The organism is Streptosporangium sp. DT93, assembly GCF_049844535.1.
GTDB lineage: Bacteria > Actinomycetota > Actinomycetes > Streptosporangiales > Streptosporangiaceae > Streptosporangium.
In genome coordinates this window covers 1-14,602 of the sequence record NZ_JBNCLF010000015.1, presented here as the reverse complement: position 1 = coordinate 14,602, position 14,602 = coordinate 1, and the positions used below count along the sequence as shown (strand labels likewise).

Annotated in this window: 14 protein-coding genes; 9 read left to right on the top strand and 5 right to left on the bottom strand. The window is 72.6% G+C overall.

Annotated features, from left to right (window positions below):
* Positions 1 to 503 precede the first annotated feature (503 nt).
* Positions 504 to 1,991 carry a M1 family metallopeptidase gene (locus ACLQ2R_RS27845; protein WP_425963670.1) on the top strand — a complete coding sequence of 496 codons (1,488 nt, stop codon included), beginning with the start codon at positions 504 to 506 and terminating at the stop codon, positions 1,989 to 1,991.
* A 65-nt stretch (positions 1,992 to 2,056) separates the two neighbouring features.
* On the opposite strand, the gene ACLQ2R_RS27840 is transcribed toward ACLQ2R_RS27845, so the two are convergent.
* The gene (locus ACLQ2R_RS27840; protein WP_425963669.1) at positions 2,057 to 2,629 is read right to left on the bottom strand and encodes a hypothetical protein; all 573 of its coding nucleotides are present in this window, start codon (positions 2,627 to 2,629) and stop codon (positions 2,057 to 2,059) included.
* Positions 2,630 to 2,737: 108 nt separating this feature from the next.
* On the opposite strand from ACLQ2R_RS27840, the gene ACLQ2R_RS27835 reads away from it, so the two are divergent.
* Positions 2,738 to 3,919: a histidine kinase gene (locus ACLQ2R_RS27835; RefSeq protein WP_425963667.1), complete on the top strand. Its 1,182-nt coding sequence runs from the start codon at positions 2,738 to 2,740 to the stop codon at positions 3,917 to 3,919.
* Positions 3,907 to 4,566, top strand: coding sequence for a response regulator (locus ACLQ2R_RS27830; RefSeq protein ID WP_425963665.1), 660 nt, complete (start codon positions 3,907 to 3,909; stop codon positions 4,564 to 4,566). The genes ACLQ2R_RS27835 and ACLQ2R_RS27830 overlap by 13 nt, the downstream gene beginning before the upstream one ends.
* A gap of 115 nt (positions 4,567 to 4,681) precedes the next feature.
* On the opposite strand, the gene ilvA is transcribed toward ACLQ2R_RS27830, so the two are convergent.
* Positions 4,682 to 5,902, bottom strand: coding sequence for a threonine ammonia-lyase (gene ilvA / locus ACLQ2R_RS27825; protein WP_425963664.1), 1,221 nt, complete (start codon positions 5,900 to 5,902; stop codon positions 4,682 to 4,684).
* A 245-nt stretch (positions 5,903 to 6,147) separates the two neighbouring features.
* Here ilvA and ACLQ2R_RS27820 point away from each other — a divergent pair, with 245 nt between their 5' ends.
* Positions 6,148 to 6,525: a type II toxin-antitoxin system RelE/ParE family toxin gene (locus ACLQ2R_RS27820; RefSeq protein ID WP_425963663.1), complete on the top strand. Its 378-nt coding sequence runs from the start codon at positions 6,148 to 6,150 to the stop codon at positions 6,523 to 6,525.
* A complete protein-coding gene (locus tag ACLQ2R_RS27815) occupies positions 6,522 to 6,842 on the top strand; it encodes a helix-turn-helix domain-containing protein (RefSeq protein WP_425963662.1) in 321 nt (106 codons plus the stop codon). Before ACLQ2R_RS27820 ends, ACLQ2R_RS27815 begins: the two co-directional genes overlap by 4 nt.
* A gap of 21 nt (positions 6,843 to 6,863) precedes the next feature.
* Here ACLQ2R_RS27815 and ACLQ2R_RS27810 read toward each other — a convergent pair whose 3' ends face one another.
* The gene (locus tag ACLQ2R_RS27810; protein WP_425963661.1) at positions 6,864 to 8,045 is read right to left on the bottom strand and encodes an FIST signal transduction protein; all 1,182 of its coding nucleotides are present in this window, start codon (positions 8,043 to 8,045) and stop codon (positions 6,864 to 6,866) included.
* Between the two features lie 254 nt (positions 8,046 to 8,299).
* Here ACLQ2R_RS27810 and ACLQ2R_RS27805 point away from each other — a divergent pair, with 254 nt between their 5' ends.
* Together ACLQ2R_RS27805 and ACLQ2R_RS27800 are read left to right on the top strand one after the other, a co-directional pair.
* Entirely contained in the window at positions 8,300 to 9,727 is a 1,428-nt protein-coding gene (locus ACLQ2R_RS27805; protein WP_425963660.1) for a sigma 54-interacting transcriptional regulator, read from the top strand.
* Between the two features lie 9 nt (positions 9,728 to 9,736).
* A complete protein-coding gene (locus ACLQ2R_RS27800; RefSeq protein ID WP_425963658.1) occupies positions 9,737 to 11,683 on the top strand; it encodes a vWA domain-containing protein in 1,947 nt (648 codons plus the stop codon).
* Positions 11,684 to 11,746: 63 nt separating this feature from the next.
* On the opposite strand, the gene ACLQ2R_RS27795 is transcribed toward ACLQ2R_RS27800, so the two are convergent.
* Positions 11,747 to 12,169, bottom strand: a complete 423-nt coding sequence (locus ACLQ2R_RS27795) for a DUF6292 family protein (protein ID WP_425963657.1) — start codon at positions 12,167 to 12,169, stop codon at positions 11,747 to 11,749.
* Between the two features lie 265 nt (positions 12,170 to 12,434).
* Between ACLQ2R_RS27795 and ACLQ2R_RS27790 the strand changes: the two genes are divergently transcribed.
* Entirely contained in the window at positions 12,435 to 12,557 is a 123-nt protein-coding gene (locus tag ACLQ2R_RS27790; protein ID WP_425963655.1) for a hypothetical protein, read from the top strand.
* Between the two features lie 10 nt (positions 12,558 to 12,567).
* Positions 12,568 to 12,993 (top strand): hypothetical protein, encoded by a 426-nt coding sequence (locus ACLQ2R_RS27785; RefSeq protein ID WP_425963654.1) that lies wholly within the window; start codon positions 12,568 to 12,570, stop codon positions 12,991 to 12,993.
* Between the two features lie 205 nt (positions 12,994 to 13,198).
* Here the strand turns inward: ACLQ2R_RS27785 and ACLQ2R_RS27780 are convergent, their stop codons facing one another.
* A complete protein-coding gene (locus tag ACLQ2R_RS27780) occupies positions 13,199 to 14,338 on the bottom strand; it encodes a cystathionine gamma-synthase (RefSeq protein WP_425963653.1) in 1,140 nt (379 codons plus the stop codon).
* Positions 14,339 to 14,602: the final 264 nt, after the last annotated feature.

The following is a 14,602-nucleotide window of genomic DNA, read 5'->3' as shown; positions in this document are numbered from 1 at the left end:
CCCGCTTCCCCGCCGTCCCCGCTTCCCCGCTTCCCCGCTTCCCCGCCGTCCCCGCTTCCCCGCTTCCCCGCTTCCCCGCGCGGGTGGCACCGGCCACGTCGCCCCGGGTGGACACCTCCCGGGGCGAACCGGTACCCGCCCTTGGCTTTGCCATGGCCCCCTCGGGGCGATCAATCCGAAAGCGGGACCGGCACCCTCACCGCACGACCGGGTACGAGAAAGCACGAAAAAGCACGACCTGACACGACCGGAACCGGATCTTCTCTCCGGTCCCACGCCCGCCGGGGAACCCCCGGCGGGCGTTCGTGTCCGGTGGCCCGAGTGATCTACGCCACCCGTCGCCGGGCCGATAGCACGGGCTTTCGTACTTTGTCGGCCGCGCGGGCGGGCGGCGGCGATCCCGGTGCCCGGACGCCTGCCGCAGACGCCTGACCGGCGCGGGCCGGTCGCGTAGGGTGCCATCACTGGCTCGGCCGTACGGGCCGGGGAAGGGGGCTTGAGGTATGGCGTCCAAGCGGCCGGCCACCACGGCGACCACCGCTCTTCTCGGCGCGCTCGGGATCATCGGCACGGTCGCCTGCTCGGCGTCGAGCGGGGCCGGCGCCGCCGGCACGATCCCCGCCTCGGCCCCCGTGTCGGTCTCGGCCCCGATCTCCGCCGCGGAGCGCGAGTCCGGGCCCGCGTCCGGGCCGGGGGCCCCCGGGATCGGCGACCCCGACTTCCCCACCGACGGCAACGGCGGCTACGACGTGGACCGCTACCGGCTCAGGCTCGCCTACGAGCCCTCCTCCCGGCACCTGTCGGGGGTCGCCAGGATCGAGGCGCGGGCCACCCAGCCCCTCACCGGCCTCAACCTCGACCTGTCGGGCTTCACCGTCCGCAGGGTCACCGTGGACGGCAGGTCCGCCAGGTTCGACCGGAGCGGGACCGAGCTCACCGTCACCCCGGCCGCCGCCATCGGCAAGGGCGCGCCGTTCGCCGTCGAGGTCACCTACGCCGGGGAGCCCAAGCCCGTCCGCGGCTCCTCCAACCTGGGCACGTACGGCTTCATCCCGACCCGGGACGGCGCGTTCGTCACCTGCCAGCCGAACGGCGCCAAGACCTGGTTCCCGGGCAACGACCACCCCTCCGACAAGGCGCGCTACGACTTCTCCATCACCGTTCCCGCCGGCCTGACCGCGCTGGCCAACGGCGAGCTGGTCGGCACTCCCAGGACCGCGAACGGCCGGACGACCTTCCAGTGGCGCGAGAGCCACCCGATGGCCAGCTACCTGGCCACCATGACGCTGGGCAGATTCGAGCTGCTCCAGGGCAGGACCCCGGGGGGCCTGAAGAACCTGGCCGCCGTCGATCCCAAGTACCGCGGCGAGCTGCGGCACCTCTACGACACCTCGGGCAGGGTCACCGACTACTGGAGCACCCTGTTCGGCCCCTACCCCTTCTCCTCCACCGGCGGCGTGGTCGACGACTTCCCCGCCGGCTACGCCCTGGAGAACCAGACCAAGCCCATGTACGGCGGATTCGCCCCGGACGACTCGATCATCGCCCACGAGCTGGCCCACCAGTGGTTCGGCGACAGCCTCAGCATCAGGCGCTGGCGCGACCTCTGGCTCAACGAGGGCTTCGCCACCTACGCCGAGTGGCTGTGGTCGGAGCACGAGGGCCGGGCCACCGCGGAGCAGCTCTTCCGCAGGAATTACTCGGCCGCCGCCGACGACCCGATCTGGAGCTACGCCCCGGGCAGGGCCAAGCCCGAGGACCTGTTCAACAACTCCGTCTACACCCGGGGCGGCATGACGCTCCACGCGCTCCGGCAGCGCATCGGCGACCCGGCGTTCTTCAGGCTCCTGCGGGAGTGGGCCGCCGCGCACCGCTACGGCAACGTCACCACCACGGAGTTCGTCGCCCTGGCCGAGAAGATCTCCGGCAGGAACCTCGACGCCCTCTTCGACGCCTGGCTGTTCACCCCCAAAAAGCCCACCACCTGGTAGCACGCCCCTGGAGGGCCTTCCCGCGCGCGCCCTCCGTCCGGCACGCGCGGGTCCTTCCGGCCCCGTCACCCTCCCCCACCCCGCGGCGTCCCCTCACGCCCCGACGACGCGGCTCCGGTCACGGCCCCGGCCCCGGCTCCGGCCGCGGTCTCGTGACGCCTCAGAGGGACGACCCTGCCCCACGGCTTCACCACGGAGACGACGACCATGAACGCCAGCGTGCTCACCATGCCCGCCGAGCCCCTCAACAGGTCGTCGCGGACGGCCGAGTAGGCCGGGTCGAGCAGCTCGGCCAGGCGGATCGCCTCGACCACCCAGCCGCCCAGCCACACCGGCGCGAAGACCATCAGGACCAGGGTGAGCAGCAGCTTCACCAGCACCCACCGGTACCGCACCAGGCCCCACTTCGTCTTCAGCCCCAGCAGCACGCCGGTGACGAGCGAACCGCAGGCGAGCAGGATCAGCACCCACCGGTCGAGCAGGTGGGCGATCTCGTGCACGGGGACCCGCAGCTCGGGGACGGACAGGGCGAAGAGGTTGAGGGCGAGCTGGGTGAGGCCGACGCCCAGCCATCCGACCGAGGTCGTGTAGTGGAGGATGTCGAGGATCTGCTTGCCACGTCTCGTCACACGCTTCATGCCCCAACGGTCGCCGCCGGCGGCGGCCCGCGGGAATCCCGCCAGGTGCGTGCCGGAGGTATAGGTAGCCGTATGGGCAGGCGCCGCCCGCGGCCGTACCCTGCCAGGATGTCCACCCCCTGGGAAGCGATGACGAGCGGTCCGCGGCGGTTCCTGCTCTCCCTCTGGCCGCTGCGGTGCCTGGCCTACCTGGCGTCGGGAGCGGTGACGGGCGCGGTCGCCCTGGTGGTCGTCGTGGTGCTCGGCACGTCCGGGGTGCTGCTCAGCGTCGTGGTCGCGGGGATCGCGATCCTCGCGGCCCTGGTCCGGCTGACCGGGCCGTACGCCGTCCTGGAGCGGGCGCGGCTGAGGCTGGTGGACGCGCGGCGGGCGCCGCCGTCGGGCCGGTGGCGGGTGCTGGGGTACGGCCTGCTCGCCGCGACCGTGCTGTGGCCCGTCGAGCTGGGTGTGTCCGTCGCGACGGTGCTGCTGGCGGCGAGCACGCTGTTCGGCCCGGTCGTCGTGCTGGTCCTGCCGCCCGCCTCCGTGCCCGCCGGGCTGCGGCTCGGCGACTGGATCTGGCTCACGCCGCCGATCGGCGTCGTGGTGACGATCGGGTCGGCGTACGTGCTGGCCGCGGTGGCCGGGGCGCGCGCCGCGATCGCCCGCCGGTTCCTCACCTCCGGCGACGCCGGCCGGCTCGTCGAGATCCAGCGTTCGCGCAGCAGGCTCGTCGAGGGCTTCGAGGCCGAACGCCGCAGGATCGAGCGGGACCTGCACGACGGCGTGCAGCAGAGCCTGCTGGCCCTGTCGATGCGCCTGGGCCTCCTGCGGATGCGGCTGGGCGACGACGCGGAGGTGGGCGCTCTCCATGAGGAGTCCCGGCGGGCACTGCGGCAGCTTCGCGAGGTGGTGCAGGGCATCCACCCCCACGTACTGACCGACCGCGGCATCGGCGCGGCCGTCGACGAGCTGGCCGCGCAGTCGCCGCTCCCGCTGCGCTCGAGGGTACGGCTGCCGGGCCGCCTGCCGGCCGCCGTGGAGGGTGCCGTGTACTTCACGGTGAGCGAGGCCCTGGCGAACGCCGCCAAGCACAGCGGTGCGCGCGAGGTGGAGGTGACGGTCGGGCTCGCCGGGGGGCTGCTCGAAGTGACGATCACCGACGACGGCCGGGGCGGAGCCGCCACCGGGCACGGGACCGGACTGCAGGGGCTGGCGGACCGGGCCGACGCCCTGGGCGGGCGGCTGCTCGTCGCCAGCCCCGCCGGAGGCCCCACCACGCTCCGTCTGGAGATCCCGTGCGGATCGTGATCGCCGAGGACTCGGTGCTGCTGCGCGAGGGGCTCGCGCAGCTCCTGTCCCTGTCGGGCCACGTCGTGGTCGCCCAGGTGGGCGAGGTGCCCGCCCTGCTGGAGGCGGTGGCGGCCCACGAGCCAGACCTGGTCGTCACCGACGTGCGCATGCCGCCCGACCAGCGTGACGAGGGGCTACGCGCGGCGATCCACCTGCGGCGGGAGCGGCCGGGCCTGCCGATCCTGGTGCTCAGCCAGTACGTGGCCCAGGAGTACGCGGCCGAGCTGCTCCGTTCGCACGCCGCGGCGATCGGTTACCTGCTGAAGGAGCGGGTGACCGACACCGCCGACTTCCTGGCGGCGGTGGAGCAGGTCGCCTCCGGCGGGGTCGTCGTCGATCACGAGGTGGTGCGCCGCCTGCTGAGCCGGAACCGCTCACCGCTCGCCCGGCTCACCCCGCGCGAGCTCGACGTGCTCCAGCACATGGCGGAGGGCTTCTCGAACGCGGCCGTCGCCAGGGCGCTGGGCGTCACCGAGGTGGCCGTGTCGAAACACATCGGCAGCCTGTTCGGCAAGCTCGGCCTGCAACCCGCCGCCGACGACAACCGCCGCGTCCTGGCCGTGCTCGCCTATCTGCGCGCCACCCCGGAGGCGCCGGGGCACTGACCCCGGCGGGACGGGGGCGGGACGGGGGCGGAGGACAGGCGGCGCGGGCGGGTGGGACGGAAGGAAGGCGTACCGGAGGCGGGGGCGGCTCCGTGCCGGCGCGTGCCCCGCCGTCTCAGGTGCAGACGACCTTGTACCCGTCCACCCGCAGGGAGCCCAGGACGTCCTCGGAGTGCACCGGCCCCTTGGTCTCCAGCTGGAGCTGGACCTCGACCTCGCCCGGGTGCATGCCCAGCCGCTGGTGGACGATGTCGAGCACGTTCGTGCCCAGGTCCGCCAGCCGGGACAGCAGCGTCGCCAGCGCGCCCGGCCGGTCCGCCAGCGGCACCCTCAGCGTGAGGTAGCGCCCGGCGGCGGCCAGGCCGTGCCGCAGGACCTTGGCCAGCAGCAGCGGGTCGATGTTGCCGCCCGACAGCACCGCCACCACCGGCGGCTCGAAGACCTCGGGGTGGGCCAGGATCGCGGCCACCCCGGCCACGCCCGCCGGTTCGACGACCTGCTTGGCGCGCTCCAGGCAGAGCACCAGGGCCCGGGAGATCTCGCTCTCGGTGACGGTCACGACGCTGTCCACCAGGTAGTGGATCAGCTCGAAGGGCAGCTCCCCCGGGCGGCCCACCGCGATGCCGTCGGCCATCGTCAGGGCGGGCCTGACGTCGACCGGGTGCCCCGCGGCCAGCGACGCCGGGTAGGCGGCGGCCAGCTCGGCCTGCACGCCCACGATCCGCATCCCCGGCCGCAGCGACTTGGCCGCGAGCGCCACCCCCGCGGCCAGGCCGCCGCCGCCCAGCGACACCACGATCGTGCCGACCTCGGGGAGCTGCTCGACGATCTCCAGCCCGATCGTGCCCTGCCCGGCGATGACGTCCGCGTGGTCGAAGGGGTGGATGAACACCGCCCCGGTCCGCTCGGCGTGCTCCCTGGCCCGCTCCAGCGCGACGTCCACGGTGTCCCCCGCGAAGATCACCTCCGCGCCGTACGAGCGGGTCGCGGCCACCTTGGGCAGCGGCGCCCCCCGCGGCATGTAGACGGTCGAGGCGGTCCCGACCAGCCCGGAGGCCAGCGCCACGCCCTGGGCGTGGTTGCCCGCGCTCGCCGCCACCACCCCCCGCCGCCGCTCGTCCCCGGTCAGCCCGGCGATCCTGACGTACGCCCCCCGGATCTTGAACGAGCCGGAGCGCTGCAGGTTCTCGCACTTGAGGTGGACGGGCCCGCCCACGACGCCGGAGAGCACGTGCGAGTGGAGCAGCGGGGTGCGCAGCGCGACGTCGGCCAGCAGTCCGCGCGCGGCGACCACGTCCTCGTAGGTCACCTGAGGGGCCACCTGGAGCTCTGCCATGCGGCTCATCGTACGACCGCCGCCCCCCACCCCGCCCCGAAGCCCACCGGCGGCGGATGAGGTAGCCAACGCTCCTCACTCCACCATGATCGCCATGTCGTCGCCCCTCCCGCACGCATTTCCGGGGAGCGGGAAGAGGCACAGAGGGGTCACCTCGCGGCTGACCTGCGAGATCGACCGTTTCCCGACTCGATCATCCACAAATATTTAGAATATTCTAAAGTCTGGCTAGACTTGGAGGCATTGTGGGCGAATGGGAGATCTTTCTTACCGAAGAGGTGGAGGGGTTCCTTGACATGTTGCATGAAACAGATAGAACGTCACACAAACTGGTTAATCAGGCGATTCTGATGCTGGAGCGCGGCGGGCCCGCGGAGGGACGCCCCTTGGTGGACACCGTGGCGGGATCCACTCTCTCGAACATGAAGGAGCTCCGGCCCGGATCCGTAGGTCGAAGCGAGATCCGGATTCTGTTCGTCTTCGACCCGTGGCGAGCGGCGATCTTGCTGACGGCGGGGGACAAGGCGGGAAACTGGGAACGCTGGTACCGGGAGGCGATCCCGAGAGCCGAGCGTCTGTACGAGGTCTACCTGGTGGATCGGCAGAAGGAGATGACACGGTGAGCAGCCATCGCAGGTGGCGTGAGAGCGGCCATCTGGAGCAGGCCGTCGAGACGGCGGGTGGGCCGGAGCGGTTCGAGGCGGAGGTCCGTCACCTGCGGGACGAGAACCGGGCGTGGCGTCTCGCCGAGATGCGCAAGCGGCGCGGGCTCAGCCAGAACCAGGTCGCGCAGAGCATGGGGATCTCGGTCGGCCGGGTGTCGCAGATCGAAAAGGGTGACGTGTCGACCCGCGAGGTCCTGGATCGGTATGTGGCCGCGCTCGGGGGCACCCTCATGCTCGTCGCCGACTTCGGCGACGAGCAGCTCAAGGTCGGTTGACCCTTCGGCGGTTCGCGGGTCTCACGGGCGGTCGGCGGGTGGGCGGGCGGAGAAGACCAGGACCGAGGCGGTGAAGGCGTGGACGTGGTTGTTGCCGCCCACCGGGCCGACCTCGCCCGCGGCGAAGAACCCGGCCACCCCGACCGGTCCCAGCGTGTCGTGGACGGCGACGGCGTCGTGGTCGGCGCTGCCGAACATGGCCGAGCCCCGGCCGTTGCAGGAGAACAGCAGGGCGCCGTCCACCCGGCCGAACTCCTCGCGGTGGGCGTCGAGCAGCTCGTACAGGTCCTCGTCGGCGGTGGCGGCGTCGCGGACCTGGAAGCGGACGGTGCGGCCGATCTCGACGACGTCGCCGATGGCCACCGCCTCCCGCTCGGGGTCGATGCCGAGCACGCCCCGGATCAGGAAGTCGCCGCGCTCGTGGCGCTCGGCGTACTCGTCCATGGCGACGCCGATCTGCAGACCGGAGGCGACCAGGTCGCGGTCGTCCTCGTCCAGCGCGCTGACGATCTCCTCCAGCCGGGCCAGGGCGGGCTGCCCGGCGAGCTCCAGCAGGAGGTTGTCCTCGGCGGAGGTGACGGCCATGGTCGGGCCGATCGGGCGGCAGCCCTGGCTGACCACGGTGGAGACGTTGACGGCGCCGCTGAGCAGCACCCCCACCGCGCCCTCGGTGTGGACCTGCCCGTCGGCGAAGAGCCGCACCGCGCCGCGGCCCTGGATGGCGTTGGCCAGGCCGCCGATCAGCGGGAGGTCGCCCAGGACCTCGGCGGAGCGCTCGACGAAGCCGTCGGTGGGGAAGCTGTAGGGGTCGGTGAGCAGGATGGCCGCCCGGTCGTCGGGGCCCCGGTCGGGCAGGCCCACCACCACGAAGCGGTCCTCGGTCTTGAGCGTGTCGAGGGCGAAGGTCGTCAGCCGGGCCCCCTCCAGGGTGGCGGCCCAGGCGCTGACCGCGGGGGTCACCTCGATCCCCTGGCCGTCGCCGATGACCCCGGTGGCGCTGCACCCCACGACGGCGGCGCCCGGCGCCATGGCCATCGCGCGCAGTCCCGCCCGGGAGATCTCGTCGGGGTCCTCCCCGCAGATGAAGAAGCAGAGCAGGTCCGCCGGCCCGGACAGGCCGGACAGGGCCTGGCGCACCGCGGTCTCGGCCGCGGTGACCAGATCGGTCCCCGTCGCCAGGCCGTCGGCGAAACGACTCGTCATCAGCGCCACTCGTCCGCCTCTCCCTGTCCGTCGCGGCCCGTGGCGACCTCCGGCGGGGTCGCCGGGCGTCCCGTGCCGGGAGCCCTCCGGTGCCCGCTCCTGGAGCGATTGTCCCCACTGCCGCGACAAGCACTCGCCCCGATCGCCCGCAATCTCGGCGCGCCGGATCCGCCCTGTTCCACGGGGGGTCCGCGCTGTCCCGCGGTGTCCCCCTCCGGGCGGTTCAAGGTCCTCGGAGGGGAGGAGAGTGCCGGATGGGGCGTTGTGGACGTAGGCTCGATCCCGTGCCTCATATCCCAGAGCCACGTACTCTGCGCGAGCTGCGCGCGAGCGGCCATATTCACCGTACGGTCAAGGCCGAGATCCGCGAGAACCTCCTGGCCCGCCTGCGGGCCGGGGAGCCACGGTTCCCGGGCATCGTCGGCTTCGACGACACCGTCCTGCCCTATCTGGAGCGGGCTCTGCTCGCCGGGCACGACCTGGTCCTGCTCGGTGAGCGCGGCCAGGGCAAGACCCGGCTGATCCGCACCGTGACCGGGCTCCTCGACGAGTGGACCCCCGTCGTCGAGGGCTGCGAGATCAACGACCATCCCTACGAGCCCTCCTGCGCCCGCTGCCGCCGCCTGGCGGCCGAGACGGGCGAGGAGCTGCCGATCTCCTGGAAGCACCGGGACGACCGGTACGGCGAGAAGCTCGCCACCCCCGACACCTCCGTCGGCGACCTGATCGGCGACATCGACCCCATCAAGATCGCCGAAGGCCGGACGCTCGGCGACCCGGAGACCGTCCACTACGGGCTGGTCCCCCGGAGCAACCGGGGCGTGTTCTCCGTCAACGAGCTGCCCGACCTGGCCGAGCGGATCCAGGTCTCGCTGCTCAACGTGCTGGAGGAGCGCGACATCCAGGTCAGGGGCTACAACCTGCGCCTGCCCCTGGACATCCTGCTGATCGCCAGCGCCAACCCCGAGGACTACACCAACCGGGGCCGGATCATCACCCCGCTGAAGGACCGCTTCGGCGCGGAGATCCGCACCCACTACCCGCTCACCATCGAGACCGAGCTCGTCCTGATCCGCCAGGAGGCCGCGCTCGACGAGGTGGGAGCCGACCTGCCCGACCACCTCATCGAGGTGATCGCCCGCTTCACCCGGCTGGTCCGCGAGTCCACCGCGGTGGACTCCCGCTCGGGGGTCTCGGCCCGCTTCTCCATCGCCGCGGCCGAGACCGCGGCCGCCTCCGCCGTACGGCGGGCGGCGCTGACCGGCGAGGACCACGCGGTGGCCCGGGTCGCCGACCTGCCGGGCATCGTGCACACCCTGCGCGGCAAGGTGGAGTTCGAGGTCAGCGAGGAGGGCCGGGAGACCGAGGTGCTCTCGCACCTGCTGCGCAGGGCGGTGGCCGAGACCTTCCGCGGCACGCTCGGCGGCGCGGACCTGAACGCGCTGCTGGAGAGGTTCTCCGAGGGAGCGCAGGTCGAGTCGGGGGTGACGGTCCCCGCCGCCGAGCTGCTGCGCCGGGTCGGCCCCGTCCAGGGCCTGGCCAGGATCATGTCCCAGCTCGGCATCGGCGACGAGTCCCCCGGGCACGCCGCCGCCGCGCTGGAGTTCGCCATGGAAGGTCTTTACCTTCTGCGCCGTTTGTCCAAGGACGAGGTGGACGGTACGACGGTCTACCGCACCTAGGGGATCCGAATGAGCTATCGCTACGGCGAATACCGGGACGGGCCCGACCCGCTCGCCCCGCCCTACGACGTCCGTTCGGCGCTGGACCGGATGGGCGACGCGGTCCTGTCCGGCTCCAACCCCGCCCACGCCCTGCGCGACCTGCTCAGGGAGGGACTGCCCGGGGCGGAGAACCGGCGCGGCCTTGAGGACCTGCTCCGCGAGGTACGGCGGCGCAGGCGCGAGCTGCGCGCCGGCGGCCGCCTGGACGGCACCCTGGAGCGGGCCAGGGCGCTGCTGGACAAGGCGATCGGCCAGGAGCGGGCCGAGCTGTTCCCCGACCCCTCCGACGACGCCCGGCTGCGCGAGGCCGAGCTGGCCGCGCTCCCGGACGACACCCCGGGCGCCATCCGGGAGCTGGGCGAGTACCGCTGGCGTTCGGAGGCCGCCCGCGCGACCTTCGAGGAACTGCGCGACCTGCTGCGCAGGGAGGTGCTCGACAGCCAGTTCCGCGGCATGCGCCAGGCGCTGGAGAATCCCGACCCGGCCGCCATGGAGCGGGTCAGGGAGATGATGACCGACCTGAACGACATGCTCGACCGGGACGCCCGGGGCGAGCACACCCAGGCCGATTTCGAGCAATTTATGGGCAAATACGGGGACATGTTCCCGGAGGCGCCGCGGAACCTGGAGGAGCTGGTCGACACCCTGGCCCGCCGGGCCGCGGCCACCCGGCGCCTGCTGGCCTCGCTGACCCCGGCCCAGCGCGAGGAGCTCGACGCCCTCATCGGGCAGACGCTCCAGCAGGCCGGACTGGACGAGCAGATGCGCCGCCTGGGCGAGTCCCTCCACTCCCGCCGCCCCGACCTGTCCTGGGACGCCCCGGAACGGTTCGGCGGCGAGGAGCCGATGGGGATGTCCGACGCCGTGGGCGCGCTGGACGAACTCGCCGACCTCACCCGGCTGGAGGCGGCCCTGCGCCAGGACTACCCCGGCGCCCAGATGGACGACATCGACGAGGACGCGATCCGCCGCGCCCTGGGCCGTTCCGCCGTGGACGACCTGGAGGCGCTCAAGCGGGTCGAGCGCGAGCTGGAGGCGCAGGGCTACCTGCGCCGCCGGCGCGGCAAGGTGGAGCTCACCCCCAAGGCCGTACGGCGGCTGGGCGAGACCGCGCTGCGCCGCGTCTTCGCCTCCCTGGAGGGGGGGCGCCGCGGCGACCACGACCAGGTGGACGCGGGCTCGGCCGGGGAGCTCACCGGCTCCTCGCGCCCGTGGCGGTTCGGCGACGAGCAGCCCATCGACGTGGTCCGCACCGTGGTCAACGGCGTCCGGCGCTCCGGGGGCACCGGGTCGGTCACCCTGTCGGTGGACGACTTCGAGGTGGCCGAGACCGAGCGGCGCACGGCCGCGGCGGTCTGCCTGCTGGTGGACCTGTCGTACTCGATGGCCCTGCGCGGCACCTGGGCCGCCGCCAAGCAGACCGCGATGGCGCTCCAGGCCCTGGTGACCTCGAAGTTCCCCCAGGACTCGGTGCAGATCATCGGGTTCTCCAACTACGCCCGGGTGCTGCAGCCCGACGAGCTGGCGGGGCTGGAGTGGGACATGGTCCAGGGTACGAACCTGCACCACGCCCTGCTGATCGCCGGGCGCCACCTGGACCGCCACCCCGACTTCGAGCCGGTCGTGCTCGTGGTCACCGACGGCGAGCCCACGGCCCACCTGCGGCGCGACGGGTCGGCCGCCTTCGCGTGGCCGCCCACCTCCGAGACGCTGGAGCTGACCCTCGCCGAGGTCGACAAGATGACCCGGCGCAGGGCCACGCTGAACGTCTTCATGCTCGCCGACGACGAGCGCCTGCGGGACTTCGTGAACGAGGTGGGGCGCCGCAACGGCGGCAGGGTCTTCTCCACCGCCGCCGACAGCCTGGGGGAGTACGTGGTCAGCGACTTCCTGCGGACCCGCCGCAGCCGCTGATCCACGGCGCGCCCGCCGGGCCGCCGGGCCCGTGTGTGCCCGGTGTGCCCGCCGGGGCGGCGGTCAGGCGTCGGCGTAGGCGACGTAGCCGCCGAGCGCGAGGTCGAAGCCGTCGCGGCGGTGGCGGTGGGAGCGGTAGCAGGGCCGCCAGGCCGTGCTGTTGCCGACGCCCGCGCGGGCGTCGGCGATGGCGGAGCCGATCCGCTCGGGGGCGAGCAGGAGGCCGCCGCCGAGGTAGCGGGGGCCGGCGAGGACGGTGGGGGTGTCCCGGTCGCCGCTCACGTAGCGGCCGTGGCGCCAGCCGCTCTCCTCGTCCCAGACCAGCGCCTCCCCTCCGGCCAGCCGGACGGTGACGGTACGCGGGTCACAGGGCCCCGGCCACCAGCCCTCCACCTGCTCCCCCAGCGCACGGGCGACTCCGGCCGCGTACCGGGCCGGTCGCTCGCGCCATTCCTCGCTGTACGGCTCTGCATGTCTGATGCTCACGGGGCACTCCCTTGTGCCGTCCTGCCCGATGGAAACGCCCGTCCGGCACGACCGCGGCCTCGACGCCGCAGGTCCTCTCGCACGGAAACGAGCTCGTCAGCGATCCTACTGACCCACCCGGGGTACTCAGGGCAAGAATGCGATGATTGGTCATTTTGCGTGACCTTAATCGTACATTGACCGAACCGTGACCACGCCGAGACAACCCCTCGCCCAAGGGCCCCGTCTACCGGTACGCACCGTTCCGCAGCAGAGGGGAGAGACCGTGAGTCCGATGCTCGCCGGGGTCGTCGTGGCGCTGACGCTCATCGCCAGCGTGTGTTACGAGGTGTGCGCGGTGGCCGGTCGGCGACACCGCGCCTACCCGGGCGAGATCGCCGGAGACTAGTCTCTGGCGCATGACAGACCTGCTGCTCTGGCTGCACATCGGTTTCGCGATCTTCGCCCTCGGGCCCATCACCGCCGCCACCATGTCCACGCCCAGGTTCATCCGGGCCAAGGACGTCGGCGTCCTGCGGTACCTGCACAAGACCACGCGCGTGTACGGCGTCGCGTCCGTCGGGGTCCTCGTGTTCGGGGTGCTGCTGGGCCGCGAGTATCTCAGCAGGCCCTACCTGTCGGTGTCCATAACGCTCTTCGTCGTCGCCGCGGTGCTGCTGGTCATGGTGGACCGGGACCAGGGCGCCGCCATCAGGGTCCTGACCGGTGACAGCCCCGACGACGACGCCAAGGTGCAGATCGGCCGGATCGCCGCACTGTCCGGTGTGATCGTGCTGATCTGGATCGTGATCCTGGTGCTGATGGTCTGGGGAGACCCGGTCTGAACCCGGGCCCGTGAGCCCGGGCCCGTGAGCCCGGGCCCGTGAGCCCGGGCCCGTGAGTCCAGGCCCGTGAGTCCAGGCCCGTGAGTCCAGGCCCGTGAGTCCAGGCCCGTGAGTCCAGGCCCGTGAGCTCCGGGCTCGGGTCTTCGAAGCCCGGGCCGCGCCTCCGCGGCCCGGACAGGGGTCCCGCCCCGCCGGGACCGTACGGCTAGCCCAGCGCCTGGGTCAGGTCGGCGAGCAGGTCGTCGATCGACTCGATGCCCACCGACAGCCGGACGAGGTCCCCGGGGACCTCCAGCGGCGAGCCCGCCACGGAGGCGTGCGTCATCCGGCCGGGGTGCTCGATCAGCGACTCCACCCCGCCGAGCGACTCGCCCAGGATGAACAGCTTCGTCCGGTCGCACACCTCCACGGCCTCCGCCTCGCCCCCGGCGACCCGGAAGGAGACCATGCCGCCGAAGCGCTTCATCTGCTTGGCGGCCACCTCGTGGCCGGGGTGGTCGGGCAGCCCCGGGTAGAGCACCGAGGTCACCCGCGGGTGGGCCAGCAGCAGGTCCACCACCCGCTCGGCGTTCTCGCAGTGGCGGTCCATCCGCACCCCCAGCGTCTTGAGCCCGCGCAGCGTCAGCCAGGCGTCGAACGGCCCGGGAACCGAGCCCATCGCGTTCTGGTGGTAGGCGAGCTCCTCCCCCACCGCGGCGTCGCGCGCGACGAGCGCGCCGCCGATCACGTCGGAGTGGCCCCCCACGTACTTGGTGGTGGAGTGCACGACGACGTCCGCGCCGAGCGCGAGCGGCTGCTGCAGGTACGGGGAGGCGAAGGTGTTGTCCACCACCAGCAGCGCCCCGTTCTCACGGGCGAGCTGGGCCAGGGCCGCGATGTCGGCGACGCCGAGCAACGGGTTGGTGGGCGTCTCGACCCAGATGAGCCTGGTCTTCTGGGTCATGGCCGCCGCGACCGCCCTCAGGTCGCCCAGCGGGACCGGGTCGTAGTGCAGCCCCCAGCGCTCGTGGACCTTCGCGAACAGGCGGTAGGTGCCGCCGTAGGCGTCGTTCGGGATGACCACGTGGTCCCCCGGCCTGCACAGGGCGCGCAGCACCGTGTCCTCGGCCGCCAGGCCCGACGCGAAGGCCAGCCCTCGCGCGCCCCCCTCGACGGCCGCCATGGCCTCCTCCAGGGCGGTCCTGGTGGGGTTGGCCGACCGGCTGTACTCGTATCCGGCGCGTAATCCCCCCACGCCGTCCTGCTTGTACGTGGACACCGCGTAGATCGGCGGCACCACGGCCCCGGTGTGGGGGTCGGGGTCCTGGCCCGCGTGGATGGCCAGCGTCTCGAATCCATGGTTCATAGGTCCACGCTACCGAAGTGCGCGATAGTGCTCCGGCCTTCAGACAGGGGTGAGGGCCTGCGCGGGAGTGCTCGCCAGGGCGCGAGCGTGCCCTGAACCGCTTGGTCTTGATGCCCGATCTACCGGGCATAGGGCAGTAGGACGGCTCGGGGCTCCTTATGACACTCCGCGGTCGTTGGTTCGCCGGTGAACCGCGCCGGGATTGCTGGAGGCTTCATCGGTTGGAAAGGATGAAGCTCATGTCAGGTCGATCTGGTTCGTCGC